14 protein-coding genes are annotated in these 18,135 nt (G+C 40.5%); all 14 read right to left on the bottom strand.

Features of this window, described 5'->3' with window-relative positions; all coding sequences use genetic code 11:
• Positions 1 to 681: a PspA/IM30 family protein gene (locus CEF18_RS22150; RefSeq protein WP_110938655.1), complete on the bottom strand. Its 681-nt coding sequence runs from the start codon at positions 679 to 681 to the stop codon at positions 1 to 3.
• Positions 682 to 1,122: 441 nt separating this feature from the next.
• Positions 1,123 to 1,602, bottom strand: coding sequence for an FAD-dependent oxidoreductase (locus CEF18_RS22145; protein WP_407690431.1), 480 nt, complete (start codon positions 1,600 to 1,602; stop codon positions 1,123 to 1,125).
• The gene (locus CEF18_RS27300) at positions 1,592 to 1,687 is read right to left on the bottom strand and encodes an FAD-dependent oxidoreductase (RefSeq protein ID WP_407690430.1); all 96 of its coding nucleotides are present in this window, start codon (positions 1,685 to 1,687) and stop codon (positions 1,592 to 1,594) included. Before CEF18_RS27300 ends, CEF18_RS22145 begins: the two co-directional genes overlap by 11 nt.
• 147 nt (positions 1,688 to 1,834) lie before the next feature.
• Complete coding sequence (locus CEF18_RS22140) at positions 1,835 to 3,244, bottom strand: Glu/Leu/Phe/Val family dehydrogenase (protein WP_110938654.1); 1,410 nt, start codon at positions 3,242 to 3,244, stop codon at positions 1,835 to 1,837.
• A gap of 367 nt (positions 3,245 to 3,611) precedes the next feature.
• Positions 3,612 to 4,517 carry a hypothetical protein gene (locus CEF18_RS22135; protein ID WP_110938653.1) on the bottom strand — a complete coding sequence of 302 codons (906 nt, stop codon included), beginning with the start codon at positions 4,515 to 4,517 and terminating at the stop codon, positions 3,612 to 3,614.
• Complete coding sequence (locus CEF18_RS22130; RefSeq protein WP_110938652.1) at positions 4,501 to 5,067, bottom strand: RNA polymerase sigma factor; 567 nt, start codon at positions 5,065 to 5,067, stop codon at positions 4,501 to 4,503. The genes CEF18_RS22135 and CEF18_RS22130 overlap by 17 nt, the downstream gene beginning before the upstream one ends.
• Positions 5,068 to 5,193: 126 nt before the next feature.
• Positions 5,194 to 7,101 carry an asparagine synthase (glutamine-hydrolyzing) gene (gene asnB, locus CEF18_RS22125; RefSeq protein WP_110938651.1) on the bottom strand — a complete coding sequence of 636 codons (1,908 nt, stop codon included), beginning with the start codon at positions 7,099 to 7,101 and terminating at the stop codon, positions 5,194 to 5,196.
• 220 nt (positions 7,102 to 7,321) lie between these two features.
• Positions 7,322 to 8,305, bottom strand: a complete 984-nt coding sequence (locus tag CEF18_RS22120) for a LacI family DNA-binding transcriptional regulator (protein ID WP_110938650.1) — start codon at positions 8,303 to 8,305, stop codon at positions 7,322 to 7,324.
• Between the two features lie 75 nt (positions 8,306 to 8,380).
• A complete protein-coding gene (locus tag CEF18_RS22115) occupies positions 8,381 to 10,336 on the bottom strand; it encodes a beta-galactosidase (RefSeq protein ID WP_110938649.1) in 1,956 nt (651 codons plus the stop codon).
• A gap of 454 nt (positions 10,337 to 10,790) precedes the next feature.
• On the bottom strand, positions 10,791 to 13,049 hold the full coding sequence (locus CEF18_RS22110; protein ID WP_110938648.1) for an alpha-galactosidase: 2,259 nt from the start codon (positions 13,047 to 13,049) through the stop codon (positions 10,791 to 10,793).
• A 10-nt stretch (positions 13,050 to 13,059) separates the two neighbouring features.
• A complete protein-coding gene (locus CEF18_RS22105) occupies positions 13,060 to 14,787 on the bottom strand; it encodes a glycoside hydrolase family 35 protein (RefSeq protein ID WP_110938647.1) in 1,728 nt (575 codons plus the stop codon).
• A 17-nt stretch (positions 14,788 to 14,804) separates the two neighbouring features.
• The gene (locus CEF18_RS22100) at positions 14,805 to 15,641 is read right to left on the bottom strand and encodes a carbohydrate ABC transporter permease (RefSeq protein ID WP_110938646.1); all 837 of its coding nucleotides are present in this window, start codon (positions 15,639 to 15,641) and stop codon (positions 14,805 to 14,807) included.
• Positions 15,641 to 16,495, bottom strand: coding sequence for a carbohydrate ABC transporter permease (locus tag CEF18_RS22095; RefSeq protein WP_407690429.1), 855 nt, complete (start codon positions 16,493 to 16,495; stop codon positions 15,641 to 15,643). Before CEF18_RS22095 ends, CEF18_RS22100 begins: the two co-directional genes overlap by 1 nt.
• Before the next feature lie 144 nt (positions 16,496 to 16,639).
• The gene (locus CEF18_RS22090; RefSeq protein ID WP_110938645.1) at positions 16,640 to 17,938 is read right to left on the bottom strand and encodes an ABC transporter substrate-binding protein; all 1,299 of its coding nucleotides are present in this window, start codon (positions 17,936 to 17,938) and stop codon (positions 16,640 to 16,642) included.
• Positions 17,939 to 18,135 lie beyond the last annotated feature (197 nt).

Genomic DNA, 18,135 nt, shown 5'->3' with positions numbered 1-18,135 from the left:
CTACTCACCTAATTCCTTTTGCTTGAGTGATTTCTTAAGTTCTTCTAACCGTTCTTCCACATTAGTAACACCATGTTTTCCAGTAGCTCTATTAATCGGTGTCGGACTCTCAGGCAGTTCATCACCTGAGTTTAGTGGCATTTCTTGCTCAGGATTTTCAATGTGTGGATGAACGGATAAAGAAGAAACTCTTTTCTCGTGCACTTTTAGTTCCTCTACTTCATGTACGGTTGGAGGCCGCAGTTGGTTCCGCTTCGTTTGTAAATGAAGCTTTTTTTCCTGTAATCGATGATAATTCGCGGTTTGCACATCCATGTGCTGAAGGAGCTCCTTTTTATGTATTTGAGTTTGGGTTAATAACGTCTCCATTTCAGCTGCATGGTGCCGTAGCTCTTCTTTTTTTAACAACGCAAGCTTTGCAGAGTTTTCATCATCCTGTTGTGAAAACTCAAGCGCATCTGCTTCTCTTTGACCAACCTCCAGATAAGCTTCTTCCACTCTTCGTTTCAACCGTTTTTCACTCGCAATCTGTTTATTCAGCGATTCTCGCATGTGAGATAACTCTCGATCCATGTCCTTTAACAATTCATCGGCAATTGATACCGGATCTTGGTCTTCTTGCTTTTCTAGATCTACACCCTTGGCAAAATAATGTTTAACAGTTCTAAACAACCGAAGCATCCCCTATTCCCCCTTCCTCACACCACCCGACACACTTAATTATACAGAAAAAGTGTCATAAATACCCCTAATATGGAAAATTTTTGCGGGTCTGTCCCCCCATAAATTCCCAACAAGGGATGATTGGCGACAGTCGTACTGAATATTTCTTTTGGAAGGCACTATTAGTTGCATATAGCGACTTTCATTTTTCCTTCGTGCTCCGAGCGTCACTATTAGACCCGTATGCCTACATTCACACTATACGCTTCTTCTGGGTGGCACTATCTTATTCCTATAGCGACACTCACACCCCACACCCTTTTCCCAGAGTCGCCTTTATCATTAAGTATCACAACCGTCATACTCTCTTAGCCCAAAATACTTCTAACCCAAATAAAAAAACAAGCGAAAGCCGGATAAACGATTCGGCTTTCGCTTGTTTAAATTTGATAAAGACTATTATTTTAAAATGTCGTGATCTACATAACGTTCTCCATTGATTTCACTTATCACATTGATTGCAACCGAGGCTCCATGCCCAGCCGTGATGATCGTGTGGACACTTTGACCAGCACATGTTCCAGCTGCCCATATGCCGCTCACGTTTGTTTTTCCTTGCTCATCAACTTTAACCACTTTCTTCACTCGTGGCTCCGTTCCGTCTTTTGTATTAATGCCTGATGCTTCTGCTAATTCAACAATCATTCCCGTTGCCAAAATAACATGGTTCGCTTCATAGCTGCCATTTTCTGTTTCTATCTTAACGTTGCCTTTCTCACCGGAAAGGTTAGAAACTTTATCCTTGACCACTTCTCCGCCAACACTTTTCACCTGGTTTAATCCTGTTTCCACAAGATCGGGTCCTGTAATCTCACTTACCCCATAGTGATTTTTAACCCATGCTTTTTTAGTAATACTTTGATCACTATCAATGACCAACGTTTTTCTTCCTAGTCTTAGCAGCAAAAAGTGCCGCACTAGCTCCAGCAGGTCCTGCTCCAATTACCACGATATCATAAGCCATTTTTCATCATCCTTTCGTAATTCTTATCTCATTTTCATACTACCTTCCGAAAAACGAGAATTCCACTGAAACGCACTGCGGATATGGAAAATATTTGCGGGTCTGCCCCCCCATTAGCCCCCCCCATTATTTGGAAGCCACCGTCGATTAAAACAACTTCCCGTGTTTGTAAAGCAAGCTGAACAATCTTTTGGCGGCATGGAGATAACATGTTTTCCGAATGCCTTCCAGTTCTCGATAAAAGTACGAGGAGAATACTTTTTCACAACTCGCTGCCATGTGCTGATACATCTCATCTAAAGCTTCTTCTTTTGTATATAATTGGGTAATTCTATCCTGCTTCCACTCGAGGTAAGATACTGTCACACCACCAGCGTTTGCCAAAATATCAGGAATAACCACTTTTCCTTTTTGATGAAGATGAGTATCCGCAGCTACATTGATCGGGGCATTGGCTCCCTCAACCAAAATATCAGCCTTTATTTCTTTCATGTTTCCTTCCATGATTTGATCCTCGATCGCGGCTAAAACAAGCACATCCATTTCCATCGTCAAGATCGCATCTCTCTCTAATATTGCTGCTTTTACACCAACACTCTCCAATGCTTCTTTTGTTCTTGGAAGGTGACCATTTTCTTCTTGATAGGAAACTAAATTCACGATTTCCAGTCCATCTGTATTAAACAGCGTCACCTGGTGATCACTGACCGAAATGACGTTATGATGCAACTTCTTATCCTTATACGCCTCCAATGCAGCAACGGAACCAACATTACCAAACCCCTGAATCGCAATCGAAATTTTCTCGCCACGATCACTCTTTGTATACAAGTTTTTCAATTTCTCAAACTGAAGTTTGTGGATGTTTTTTCCATCATGCAAAAAGTCATCCGGTTGTTTTCTCGCCCACTCATTCACGAGCCAAGTGTAACTGTAATAGGTTCCTTTACCCGTTGCTTCTCTCCGACCTTGAGCTCCGCCGTTTTCAATGCTTTTCCCTGTAAAAGCACCCATGTAGTTTTCGCCTGGATGAATCGTTTTGTACTCGCCGACCATCCAGTCCATCACTTGTTCGTTCGTCCCCATATCAGGCGCAGGAATGTCATGTGTCGGTCCAATATCCGGAGCAAATCTTTGCACATATTTTTTCGATATCAAATTTAACTCTCTCTCAGAGTAATCACTTGGATTAACGACAACTCCGCCTTTCGCCCCTCCGTACGGAAGTTCATGTAGCGCGTTTTTCAACGTCATCAGCACAGCGAGATTTTCAACTTCCTCTTCATTTACTAGCTCACTGTACCTGATCCCCCCTTTATAAAAACCAGCGATATCATTGTGCTGAATTCGATAGGCGGGAATCCGAACAATTCTTCCATCATCTTTCGACACCCGTATGTAACTTTTAATCACCTTGTCGGTCGTAGTCAAAATCTCTTTACCAGACTCAAAGGCATTTTCCCGAGCTTCCGCCGTCATCTTTGGAAGAAAAGTTACATCCTCCTTTAATTCATTCATTACCTGCCCAATCGTCCGTTGTGTTTGTACTAAAGACATGCATGCACCACTCCTTATATTTTTTTAAGAAAAACGCAAAGCGTCTTTTGTTAAATACAGCGTTATCTTTCGCCACCATCATTTAAGTGTCAAGGGTGGTTTTCCCTTTACACGCGTGGCGTAAAGTTAGCTGCCAACGATTGAAAACCTTTTCAATATACATCCTATTTTTCTATACCCAAACAAAGCTTATGTAAATCAGCCTATATGAAAAGGGTACCGACTATTTATCAAAATGACAAATAGTCCGATACCCAATTTTATGCAATAACCACTATTTCCACTCTAAAAAACAATTCAAAGCAACGAAGGACGGCGATTCCAACGAAAAAAGAAGCAATTTCTGTTGATATTTTTCCACACCATGTTAGTCACCTGTTTCCTCGCCTCCTTCTTCTATTTCCTGCAGAGGTTCCCCCGTTTCCTTCCATACCCATTCCTCTAGAATCACTTCTTTACGTGGCCCCCAGCCATCTCCAGCTTCAATAATATACTGGTCATGAATATAAAAGAACTGCTCATCAACACTTCCTAACGTTAACATTCCGAACTTTTCCTCTGAATGATGGTAGGAAGCAATCGCCCACTCGGGAACATCCACCTCAATTTCAGAGCTTGGTAATTCCTCAACACCACCAAGAAGTTGCAGTTCCTCGTTCACCAACTCTCGAGCCTCTTCCTCTGAAGTCCCCGCATCGAAAAACACGATTTCCATCATCATGACATCCGAATTCTCAGACGAAAACTTGATTCCTAATCCATTGTCAACATACATCCTTTCAGAAATGAAATTATCCGGCATATACGTCGTAAAAGGAAAATCCTCTTCATTCACTAGTTGATACGTATTCGTTTCTTCCATCCCTTCAGGGTATGTCACAATCTCTATGGTTTTAGGGCGTTTCTCTTCATCGGGTGTCACTGGTTCCTCATTTTCGTCTGCTATCTCTTCTTGAGGGGAAGTCCCAGTTCCGTTACCTGAAGTGAAGGCATCCTGAAAAACCTCTGTATTCACGATAATCAGTGCCATTATTGCCGCTGCTAATCCCGTGACGCCCATTCCTTTTACCCAGTTTTTCCTATGAGCTTTTTGATGTCTATTGGAAGCTTTATTCCTGGCAAACTCGATTCCTTCCATAGCTTTAGATAGACTTTCTCGTTTCGCACGTTCACTAGGATTTACCTTCGTTTTAGTCATCGCTTTTTTGATCTCATCATCACTTAGGCTCTCTTTCCTATTATTGTTCTCATCGCCGTTAAATGTTTGCTTCACTATCCGTCCACCTCATTTCTAACACGCTCTGCAATTTTTTCCTTGCCCTTTTTTGCAGTGATTTTACCGAAAATGTCGTTTTCCCCATGATATTCGCTGTTTCCTTTGTCGAAAATCCTTCCATTAACCTTAAATGGAGCACCGTCCGGTAATCAGGTGATAACCGATTTAATTCTTGAACAATCTGATCCATCATGCCGTTTTGTATCACTTGCTCCTCTGAAGATCTCACTGTGTCTGTAAAACTCTCTAGTTCCTGCTGCTCCATTGCCATCGTTTTTCTATGTTTGTCTCGCTTCCTGTAATAGTCAATCACAGTATTCCGACTTATCGAAAAAAGCCACGTTTTAAAACTCGACTTGCCTTCGAATTCCCCTAGATTTCTAGCCATTTTAAAGAAAACATCCTGAATAATCTCTTCTGAATCATGATAATCACTAGTTTGCATATAAATATATTGAAATAATTGCTGAAAATATCTTGCATGTAATGTTTCCAAGGCACCGTCATCGCCATCTAACACCAACTCAACTAAATTTTCATCTTCCACACTAATCACCTCTCATTCGTTCTTAATTTAGACGCAAAAAACGAAAAAAGGTGTCACCTCATTTCACTTTTTATGAAAAAACAGTTTGATTGGGGTTAGACCCCCCATTATTTGGAAGATGTAATACTATACAACATGATCAATGACAGGTTGTTCAGTTGGAGATTGTTCTTGCTGCCCTTCCTGCAATGGCACCTTTGGTTGACCTTCCTCCAAGTAATGAATATGCCATTTCGCCAACACATACAAAGCCCAGATTTTCCGGGCGTGATCTTTTTTACCAGTTTGGTGCTCACGAACTAACCTTTCTACATAATCTGCATGAATATACTTACTTATCCCACTCGATTGAATTAGAGACAAACACATATCTCCACGAGGCCCTTGTAACCACTTCCTTAAAGGAACCGGAAAGCCTAATTTTGCTCGGTTCAGAACATGGTCAGGTACAACACCGTCCATCGCCTCTCTGAAAATTCGCTTCGTCGTCTTATTATCAACCCTGCTACTAGCAGGGATTTTCCGAGCTACATCAAACAGCTCCCGATCAAGGAACGGCACCCTTAACTCCAATGAATGAGCCATGGACATTTTATCTCCTTTAGCGAGAATGTTCCCAGGCAGCCAAAGATTCATATCTATGAATTGCATACGAGTGACATCATCTAGCCCTTCTACTTCCGCGTAATATTGCTTTGTCCACTCGAATGCGTTATGGAAGGAATCATTTCTCTCTCGTAAAACATCGTATAAATCCTCAGTAAAAAGTTTCGCATTGCCGATGAATCGATCCTCTAATGACGTTAAACCCCGGAGGAGAAAGTTTTTCCCGTAAAAAGATGGTGCATACTGGACCACAGATCGTACCCTGGTTTTTAAATCTGAAGGCATCCACTGAAAATGACGCAGCGCTTCTGGCTCTTGATAGATTCTATAGCCACCAAATAGTTCGTCCGCACCTTCGCCGGATAAGACAACTTTTACATGTTTAGACGCCATTTTCGATAGTAAAAATAATGGAACCGCTGACGGATCCGCCACTGGGTCATCCTGATACCAGACAACTTCTGATACCGCACCAAAAAACTCCGATTCACTCACAATCGATTCATGATGATCTGTTCCAAGTATCTCCGCCGTCTGCCTCGCAACGTCACACTCATTTTGTTTCCCTTCAAACCCGATCGAAAAGGTTTTAAGCGGTCCATGCTTTCGCATGAGAGATGCGATTGCTGTTGAATCAATTCCACTGGACAGAAAACACCCAGTCGGGACGTCGCTTTGCATATGTAGCTGTACCGATTCTTCCATGGTCTCGAGAATGTTTTTGCGCATTTCTTTCTCTGATTGTTCTTCTTCTTCAAATGTTGGCTGCCAATACCGTTCTACTTTAACCTTGTTTCCTTTCACAATAAGACGGTGAGCCGGCGGAAGTTTTGAAACTCCTTTTATCATCGTCCTTGGATCAGGCACATACTGAAACGTTAGATAGTACAACATACTTTGTGGATCCAACTCTTTTAAACTTCCCATTTCCTGGGTAATACTTTTTAGTTCCGAGGAGCACACGATCTTCTCGTCATTATAAAAATAGTAAAATGGCTTTATACCAAAATGATCCCGAGCCGCAAACAAGGTCTCTGTTTTCATATCCCAAATCATAAATGCAAACATACCCCTTAAATGATCCACGCAATCCACGCCATATTCCTCATATAGATGCAGAATCGTTTCCGCGTCCCCATTTGTTTTAAATTGATGTCCTCTAGTCTGTAATTCTTCTCTTAACCCTTTATAATTATAAATCTCTCCATTACATATTAAAACTAATGTTTCATCTTCATTGGTAATTGGTTGCTTCGCATGTTCCACATCAATAATCGATAACCTGCGAAAACCCAGTCCGACATTCTTTTCCACCCAAATATCTTCCTCATCCGGCCCCCTGTGAACCATTTGATTTCCCATGTTTTGAAGCGAAGCCCGACAAACCTCCTGTTGATTAAAAAACATCATTCCATTAATTCCACACATGATATCATACCCCCTCGATTGTTTTATCTAAGAATCTACGCAATTCTTATCCGTCATGATCGTAGACGTAAACAAAAACAAAAGGAGTCACCTTATGTTACTTTTTTAGTTTTTTGTATTTTTTGGGGTCTGACCCCCCATTATTTGGAAGAACCTCAACATAAGAAAAACGCAAAAAACCGATGACCAAGTTTTAGTCATCAGTTTTATTGATAGAGTATTAAGTTTGTCTAAGCTTTAATTTATTAGCAATATAAACCTTTTTAGATACTTTGCGATTCTCATCTATTTTTTCCAAAAGAAGATCGACCGCTGTTTCACCCATTAACTCCGTATAAATCTTCACAGAAGTCAAAGACGGATACACATACTTGGACACAGTAATATCATTGATTCCAATTAAACTTACTCTGTCGGGAACAGCTATCCCCGCTTCAAGAAGCGCCCTCAAGCATCCAATCGCAATCGGATCGTTCGCCGCATAAAAAGCCTTGGGCAAATCATCTCCTAATTCTTCAATCGCCTTTTTCATTAAGCGATACCCTTCTTCGACTGAAAAATTACCGACATAAATAAATCGTTCATCCAGCAGGTCCTTTTCCATCATATAAAAACGATAGTATTTTTCTCTTGGATCCTGGATAGGTGAGATCGTGTCTTTGAACGTCTCATAGCCACCTATAAAACCAATTTCCGTGTGCCCTTTATTAATAAAGTGATCGACAATTAATCGGGTGATCCGTTCGAAATCTACAACCACTGAATCGGAGGATCCCTCATCAGGATTCGAGTCAACAAAGACAATTTTTTTGGTGATTGCCTTCAGTTGCTTCACTTGTTGATCATTAAATCTTCCTACAGCAATAATGCCATCAATATTCGAATCTATGTTTGCGTAGTCATCTTCGACATATTTTAGTAGCTTGACATTCATAGCCTCTGCTCGCTTCTCAATCCCAAACCTGATGGCCATGTAGTAAATATCATCTAACTCTTCTTTTTCAGTGACCCAATGAAGGAAAGCAATTTTTCTTTCTTGCGTTTTTCTCCCTCTGCCTTTTTGATAAGAGAGTTCCTCGGCTACTTCGAAAATTTTCTTTTTCGTTGCGACGGTTACCGATAGAGACTGGTCATAATTTAGTACACGGGATACGGTCGAAGCAGAAACGCCTACTTTTAGTGCAATATCTTTAATAGTAGCCATTTCTTCAAGAGTCTCCTTTCTCACATCTTAACTTTCTCTCACTAAATTTTATGGTACTTATTCCCTAAAAGCAAGTTACAGCTTTGAATCACCTTGAATAATTTTGCATTCAAAGGGTGCCAGTGGAGTATTCCTGTAAGTCGCATCTTCTCCAGAATGGTTCATCACCATAAAATAGGATTGACCGTCTTCTGTCACTCTTGGCATAACTTCTACCTGTTTTTCACTCGCTATTGTACTTATATTTTGGGAGTCAGCTATTTCTTCAGCTATTTCATTTAATAACGCTGCCTCTATTCCTCCACCCACATAGTAGGCTTTCCCGTCGCCAAACTTATTCACCGTTACAGCAGAGTAGTTACTGTAGAACGTATCCGTATATTTGTATAAAGACGTTGCCTGCATAGGACGGATCATCTCTCTCCATACCTTGCCAGTTCCTGTATTATTATCGTTTGAAACGACAGAGAACGTTTGACCCTCATGCAAGGATTCCACTTCCTCAATTTCAATCCCGAGAAGTTCAGCTAATGGTCCAGGCAGTTTTTCACCAAAACGAACATTATTTTCCCGATCCTTAAAGCCAGCCCGATAAGAGAAAACAACTGTTCCACCTTGCTTGACAAACGTTTCAATACGTTGCGTCAACTCATCATCCATCACTTTCATTACTGGAAGGAGTAAAACCTTGTAGCTTGAAAAATCGACATCGGCTCTAATCACATCAATAGGCGTGTTCAGCTTATAAAACGGTTCATACAAGCGAACAACTTCTTCCGTGAAATTAAACTGTGAGCTTTCACGCTGGATTCTCCAAGACCAAACGCTGTCAAAATCATATAAAACCGCAATATCCGCTTTAATTGAAGAGTCCACCATCGTTTCATAGGCTGAAATATCTTTGAAAAATGCTTGAACCTCGTTGAATTTTCTAGTTTCCTGATTATTCGCATCGATGATTCCTAAGCAATTCTGCTCTGCACCATGAGTCATACCTCTCCATCTAAAATAAAGCATATTATTCGTTCCGTGAGCGAATGCATGATAAGACCATAGTTTTGCTTGATTAGGGCGTGGTAGATAGCCTATGACGTCGTGTCCCTGTGCCCCCATTAATTGCTCTACAATCCAAAAGTTTTCCCCTTTTAATCCTCGAACAAAATCTAATGTCATAGAAAGCATCGCTGGAGAGACCGGTTCTTTTAACCCTCCCCAAACAGGATAGTTGTCATAAGAAACAAAATCTAAATCCCGGGAAAATTCATTATGATCAAACCACTTATCAAAGAATCCACCCGGAAGATTGGTTGTCACTGTTTGGTGGCTTCCTTTATGTTTCCTTACCATCTCGATATGTTTTTGCACAAACTGATTCAATGAATGCGAGCGAAATCGGGCCCAGTCCAAACGCATGGAAGGGTTATGTTCTGTGATTGTCTGCGTTGGAAGAGGAATTTCAGCAAATTCACTATAGGTTTGCCCCCAAAATATCGTTCCCCATTGCTGATTCAACTCGTCAATAGATGCATATTTCTCTGCCAAATATTGTTGGAACGCATGTAAACAGTTTTCGCAATAGCAATCATCACTTCCTTCATGTCCAAGCTCATTATCAATTTGCCACGAAAAAATTTGATCCTCTTTTTGATAATGTTGCACGAGCTTTTCAACGATTCGTAACGAATAATTCATATATACGTCGGAGTTATAGCAATATTGTCTGCGACCACCGAAAGCCAAACGGTTGCCCTCTTTTGTTATATTAAAAATACTTTGTTCCCTTTTAGCTAACCATGCAGGAAAAGTTGCTGTCGGCGTTCCAAACATCACCTGTAACCCGTACTCTTTGCATTTCTTAATCACATGATCAAAAAATGAAAAATCGAACGCTCCCGGTGACTTTTCCATCATAGCCCAGGCAAACTCACCAATTCGAACAGTATTCACGCCCATTTTCAACATTCTCGTTAAATCCTCATCGATCATCTCGATATCCCAATGCTCCGGGTAATAATCTACTCCTAAATGCATCCTTATAACCTCCATCACTTTCAGATCAACAATCCATTGGTCCATTACAAATGGATATTTAACTTTAGCCAGAGGAAACCTTTCCCCCTGGCTTTAGAAAAACGCGTAGCGTCTATTTTCTATTTTGTTACTTTATTATCATGGAAGGTTGTTTGGAAGAATTACCGCTCGCTTTCCGTGGATGATCCGCGAGCCTCCTCGAGCCAAAAAACGCTCTGCGGGGTCTCGCTTGGACCATTCTTCCACAGGAGTCTCGCGGATTCTTCCAAACAACAATTTTTTAGATAGGCAGTTTACACTTTCACTTTCCCCAAAAAATAAATCGAAGGAGCGAAGGCGGCGACTCCTGCGGAATAGCAACGACTGAAGACCCCGCAGGGCGAACTTTCCCGAGGAGGCTGAAGTCGTTGCCCGCGGAAAACGTCCGCCTAGAGCGGATTCGAGCTCCTCCTTATTACTTATTTTCACCCTTTAAATAAAACACATCTGACTGAAAATCGCCATGACGTTCCGCAAACGCGTGATTAGCACCATTAAACTCCGTCTTCAACGGCACACCCCGGTTCATCAGTTCATCCCCAAAATAACTTTCTTCGGAAACCGTTTTTTCCTCAGTAACATTCAAAGCTGTCACAGCGTAAGACGTTGATTCCTTCAAATGCGATAACCTTAACGTCTGGTTTTTCGGCGGATTAGGAATCGCAAGCACTTTGTAATACCCAACGAGTGCTTCCGAACGATCTTCGTTCACAATCATCCAGGCTGTCTCATTACCCTCAAATGGACTTTTAATACGAATAAACTCACCCTTACGAATTAATTGACGATACTCTTTAAAAAATCTAATTTGGTTTTTGACAATCTTTTTCTCTTCCTCACTTAGCTGCAGAGGATCCAATTCATACCCGAACGTCCCAAAGTAAGCAACATTTCCTCGAGTAGTTAATGAGGCCGATCTGCTCGTTTGATGATTCGGAGCTGCGGAAACGTGAGACCCCATACTGTTGATAGGGTACACAAGAGAAGTCCCATACTGAATTTTCAACCGTTCGACAGCATCTGTATCATCACTCGTCCAAGCTTGTGGCGCGTAATAAAGCATGCCTGGATCGAACCTGCCGCCGCCACCTGCACAAGACTCAAACAATACATGCTGGTAGGCACTAGTTAATCGGTCATACAATTTATAGACCCCTAAAATATAACGGTGATAAAACTCTCCTTGTTGACTAATAGCAAGCGAAGAAGAGTATGCTTCGGTGATATTTCGATTCATGTCCCACTTTATATAAGTCAATTTAGTATCTTCTATAATAGAAGCCATTCGCTCGAAAATATAGTCAACGACTTCTTCCCGACTAAAATCCAGTATAAGCTGATTCCTGCCGTATGATGGAACTCTTTCCGGTGTCTGTATAATCCAATCGGGGTGAGTTTTCATTAATTCACTTTCCTTGCTCACCATTTCCGGCTCAAACCATAATCCAAATTCAAGTCCCATTTCCCTGATTTTCAGTGCTAATGAATGTAACCCATTAGGCAGCTTCCGCTTGTCTACAAACCAATCTCCGAGAGAACTAGTGTCATCATCCCGTCTACCAAACCAACCATCATCTAAAACAAACAATTCGATGCCTAACGTCTGACCTTCTTGAGCAATATCTAATAGTTTTGTTTCATTAAAATCAAAGTATGTCGCTTCCCAATTGTTTAACATCACTGGTCTGTCACGGTCCTGCCAATAGCCTTTTATCAAATGCTTGCGATACAAGTCGTGAAAGGCAGCGCTCATTCCATTTAATCCTCTATCAGAGTAAACCATCACTACTTCAGGTGTTTGGAAAACACTTTTAGGCTTCAACTCCCATTTGAAGTTAAATGGATGAATTCCCATCGTCACTCGTGCGACGTCATAATGGTCTACCTCAACCTGTGCCAGAAAATTACTACTGTACACAAGATTAAACCCCATGACTTCCCCGCTTACTTCCGTTGCCGATGGATCCGTTAAAGCAAGAAAAGGATTTTGCGCATGAGAGCTAGCCCCGCGTAAACTAGAGACAGCTTGGATCCCACTTTCTAACTTCCGCTTCTTCACATGGCGTTCTCTCGACCATGCACCTGAAAGCTGAACCATTTCATAATTGCTTTCAGGCAGGTCAAGACTAAGGCTCATCAGTCGCTTCACGTCTACTTTCTCTTTCCCCTTATTCTCCAGCTCCGTTGACCTTGTGATAACTGGTTTTCCTGTAAAAATAGTGTACGAAAGCCTTAACTCCGTTTGTATCTTCTCATCCCAGAGTGTCACAACAAGTGTTTGTGCCTCTTCCTCTGTTGTGACGTACGTAGAAGGCAAACCTTGTAAAGGCTTTTTACCAGAATAAATCTCATACGATTGATAGTTAAAATCACTGATGGTCGAACCATATTTATTTTCCAAACTTATTGCCGGCTCACGGAAATCTGTCGTTCCAAAGGATGGATATTCCTGATTACTCGTTTCCAGACTAAAAGCAGGATCATCTGCGAACGGATGAGCAGTATTAGGAGTCGGCACGTGATACGCCTGCATATGAGAAAAACTTTTATTATGTGTCAATGATTTCCCATAATACAAATGACCAAGTTGACCATTTTTCATCACGTGAAAAATATAGCTCACGTGTCCATTTGATAAATGAAACTCTTTGCTGTCGTTGTTGACTTGAATCATGACGCCACCCCTAACCTAAATCAGCCTGTTTAACAAACGATATGTCTTTTGATACAGAACCTTCTAGTTCTAAAATTTGAATCGTATTTGCGCCTTTTTTCAATAAAGGACCTGGTAAATAAAGTGTTTTTTGTGGTCCGATTTCCCAGTACCTTCCTAAATTAAAACCATTCACAAATACATTGCCTTTTTTCCAGCCTTCGAGCTTTACAAAGGTATCACCAGGTTCACTCACATGTAATACACCTTCGAAAAACTGTGGGAAACGCTGATCTTCTTTTTTAGAAAAATCAAGCTCAAAGTCTTCTAACTCGATAGCGTACATTTCCCAATCAAACATAAATTGATTATTAATCCACAGGTTCTCAACAATTCCCTTTCGATCTTTCAAGTGTTTCCCGTAGTTAACCCGTCCCATGTTTTCAACAAATATCTCAAGTGTATTGGTCTCTTGTGGAAAATCAAAACTTATCTCTTTTTCAACGTCGTTACGATAGTAGGTTTTTACATATTCTCCGTTAATGTAAATAAAACCCCGATCTCTCATCGGCTCTAAATCAATCGTATACGTTCCCTTACCAGAAATGATTGTTCGATAAAGCACATAACCATACGACTGATCTAATCCCTCCATACTAAGAGGCGTTTTATGTTTGACGTATCTACCGACAGTCGATAACGTATCAAACAGACTCACAGATTTACTCATCGAAATACTTGACTCCTCCAATAAAACAGGAGAAGCTGAATTATCAGCAGGTACCGATTGTCCCTTAAAGCCATGCAGTACCTTTTGTACTTCCCGGTATTTATCGGTGATTTCACCCGACTCCGTTAACAATGAATCGTAATCGTAACTAGTAATTGTTGGATCATACGTTTCGTATCGATTGGCGCCATTGTAAAAATGAAAGTTTGTGCCTCCATGGAACATAAAGAAATTCATGGACCCACCAGCATCCAACATTTCCTGAAGGACGTCTGCCGTGTTATCGGCCGTTCGCGTGTGATGATCGTTTCCCCAACTATCGAACCAACCAATCCAAAATTCAGCACAAAATTTCGGGCTTCCCGGCTTAAATTCGTCCAGCATTCCATATGCTTCTTTTACTTTTGATCCAAAATTTAATGTCGTTAAAACATCAGGCAAGGATCCGTCCTTAATCATATCCGGTCCATCTGACGTAAATAACAGGACATCAATTCCTTTTTCAAGATACAGCTGCTTATTTTCCTCAAGATATTCTTTGTCGTTCCCATATGCCCCATATTCATTTTCGATTTGCATCGCAATGACGGGACCACCATTGGAAATTTGTAAAGGTGCCAGTTTCGGCAACAGCACATCAAAATAGTCTTTGAGGTGTCTCATATAATCTTCATTGACACAACGGACTTCCATGTTTTTATCCTTCAAGAGCCAGGCAGGCAAACCACCAAACTCCCATTCTGCACAAATGTATGGCGACGGTCTTACGATCACATACAACCCTTTTTCAGCTGCTAATTGAATAAATCGTTCAACGTCCGCCATCCCTTCAAAACGGAAGTCCCCCTTTTTAGGCTCATGGAAGTTCCATGGAATATACGTTTCTACTGTGTTAAATCCACATTGTTTCAATTTATCTAACCGGTCCTCCCAGTACTCAGGTACTACTCGAAAGTAATGAATACTACCTGATAAAATACGGAAGGGCTCTCCATGGAGCATAAATTGCTCGCCTTTTGTTGTTAACATCGTGTTATACATCCTTTCTACTTCACCGCACTGCCAAGCATTCCAGAAATAAAATGTTTTTGCAGTACTAAGAAGAAAATCATAATTGGAATTGTTGCGATGGAAATACCCATCATCATTTGCCCATAATCCGTATAGGAAACCCCACTAAGTGTGGAAAGTGCTACAGGGAACGTGTACATATCAGCTGTTCTGATCGCAACTAGCGGCCACATAAAGTTATTCCATTGGTACATGAACAAAAAGATAGATGTTGCAGCAAGGGCTGGTTTCATCGATGGAAGAACAATTTTCATGAAAATTTTAAACTCTCCAGCTCCATCTAATCTTGCTGACTCCAATAACTCTGATGGAAATGCTAAGAAATTCTGTCTCATTAAAAAGATTGCAAATGGATAACAAAGCTGTGGTGCAATTAGTGCAAAGTACGTATTTAATAAATTATAATTCGCCATCATTTGAAACAAAGGGATGAGTGTTGCCTGATATGGAATCATCATCGAAAGAAGAAAGATTGTAAAAATTACGTTTCTGCCTTTGAACTCAAACTTAGCAAATGCATACGCTGCTGTAGCACTGACAATTAACGCTAAAACAACATAAAGCCCTGAGACGAATAAGGAATTGAATAAAACTCTTCCTATGCCAACTGTCTCATCCAAATTCATTAAATTTGTCATGAATTGGTCGCCAGGTATTAATGTTGGCGGACTGGTAAACATTTTATCCGAACTATTCGTAGAGCCAACGAGCATCCAATAGAACGGAAAAACAGAAATCACTAAAAAGATCGAAAGAAGAAGGTACATGCCAATTTTTCCAAATGTCTTTTGTGTTTTTATGGACTGTCTCATTATTTATCACCCGTAAATTTAAATTGGACGTAGGATAAGATAGCAACTAACATAACAACTACGTATGCTATCGCACTACCATAACTGAAATCAAAGTACTCAAATCCGTTTTCATAAATATACAAACCTAGTGTCATTGTCGCATTTCCTGGACCACCGCTTGTTAAGTTAAACGGTTCATCAAACAATTGCAAAGTTCCAATTGTTGATAAAATACCTGCGAATAGAATAATTGGTTTTAAACTAGGAACTGTAATAGAAAAGAACTGGCGAATTTTCCCTGCACCATCAATCGATGCGGCTTCGTACATTTCCTCAGGTATGTTCTGTAGCGCAGCGAGGAAAATGATCATATTGTATCCTGTCCATCTCCAAGTCATCGCCATGACAATCGAAAACTTGGCCCAAAATGAATCGGAAAGCCATGGAATCGCATCAATACCGACATAGCTTAATATTTCATTAAAGAGACCATTATTTTGAAGCATGATAGAAAATAGTAACGAGTATGCTACTAACGATGTCACTGCCGGTAAAAAGAAAGAAACTCTGAAAAACCCTTTTAAGCGCAGCAACTGACTATTTAATACGGATGCCAAAATCATAGCAAGGATAAGCATGATTGGCACTTGGAATATAAAAATAAAAAAAGTATTACTTAATGCCGTCCAAAAGATTGAATCTCCCATCAGGCGAGTATAGTTATCAAGTCCAGCAAAAGTATACGTACCACCCTCGTAGGTTTGAAAGCTTAAATAGAGAGAAGCAAGTATTGGATATAAAGTAAAAATCGCAAATAATATCACTGCTGGAGCTATAAAGAAGTAAGGTACGCGTTTTGTTTGATCCACCATTATTAACCCAGCTTTCTCATCAACCAAATGATGTTAGTAATAGAAAAAATATGCCTAAGCTTGCAAAATTGCATGTATTTTTTATGAAAGGCGAGTCAAGTGACCACAATACATGATCACTGACTCACCTAAATAACACTATTTCTATTTAATTCTGTTTTCCAATCGCTCTTGGGCACTTTGAAGTGCTTCCTCAACGTCCATACCACCGACAACTTCTGCTTGAGCTGTTTCTGCTTCATCTCGAGCAATCGCATAGTCTCCAGTGTAATTTGCAAAAGGAATATCATTCATCATACCTGCAAACATCTCCCAGATTGGTTGATCCGCAAAGTATGGATGAGGCTCCGTGAAGACTTCATTTTCATAGATCGTATTTAGAGATGGGAATAATCCACCTTCCATTGCAGCTAACTGTACCTCTTCGGAAGTAGAAAAGAATTCCATGAATTCATACGCTAAATCCGGATTTTCAGTATTAGCTGAAATCATGTAATTACTTCCACCTAAGTTTGCAGCACGATTACCGCCTTCTTCCATTGCTGGTAATGGCATAACTCCCCATTTCCCTTCTAACTCTGGTGCTTGCGCTATTAATGAACCAGTAAGCCACGCACCTGTAGGAGCAGTTGCAACGTCTCCGTTTGCTAATCCACCAAGCCATGCATCCCATCCAACAAGGTTTTCATTTAGTCCTTCTTCGTCCAGTCGCGCCACAACATCCATTGCCTTGACTGATTCCTCGGAATTCAAATTGATATTGTTTTCCTCATCAAAGTAGAAAGTTCCCTGCTGGTTTAACATAATACGATATGTTCCATCATCATTGTTTACATCAATACCTGTTATCGCAACATCTAGTTCGTCACGCAATGTATGACCTGCCTCGATGAAGTCATCCCATGTTTCAATGCTGTCTACATCAATCCCTGCTTCTTCAAACAAATCAACTCTGTAGAATACTCCAGCAGGGCCCGCATCGAATGGAACACCATACATGTCACCATCTAAAGATAATAATTCTGTTTTGAATTCCGGAAATTTTTCTCCGTGCTCTTCCTCAAAACCATACTCTGATAAATTCATAAATGAATCAGGGAAAGAATTCAAGTACCCTTGCAAGCGATCATCTTCCACAAGCATGATATCTGGTAATCCTTCTCCGTTAGCTTGTAATCCAGTCGTAATTTGCTGATAAACATCAGGTGTACCTGTTTCAACAATATCTAATTCGAATCCGGGATTTTCTTCTGCAAATAATTCCGCCGCTTCCTCTAGGACGGGAATATTAATATTCCATGCCCAGGCTGTTAACGTTTGAGTTTCTTCCCCTCCACCGTTATCTCCTGCAGCATTATTATCTCCGTTATTGCCGCCATCATTTCCACTACAGCCTGCTAATGCAAGTGCTGTAACACCTAAAAACAAACCAATTTTCTTCATTTTTTAATTGCCCCTTTCTAAATTTAACGGGTAAATGTAAACCCTTTCTTTATAATATACTCGTTAGTAAAGCAAGTCAATATATTTTAGTAAATTGTTTACTAAATACTTTTTCTAGAGTTTGACTTCAGAGAAAAACACGGTTTTTGCATTGTTATAACCTTGTCACAAATATATCTTTAGATAGTATAACCACA

It is taken from the genome of Salipaludibacillus neizhouensis, from assembly GCF_002886185.1.
GTDB classification, from domain to species: Bacteria; Bacillota; Bacilli; order Bacillales; family Salisediminibacteriaceae; genus Salipaludibacillus; species Salipaludibacillus neizhouensis.
This window is presented reverse-complemented; position numbering and strand designations above follow the sequence as displayed.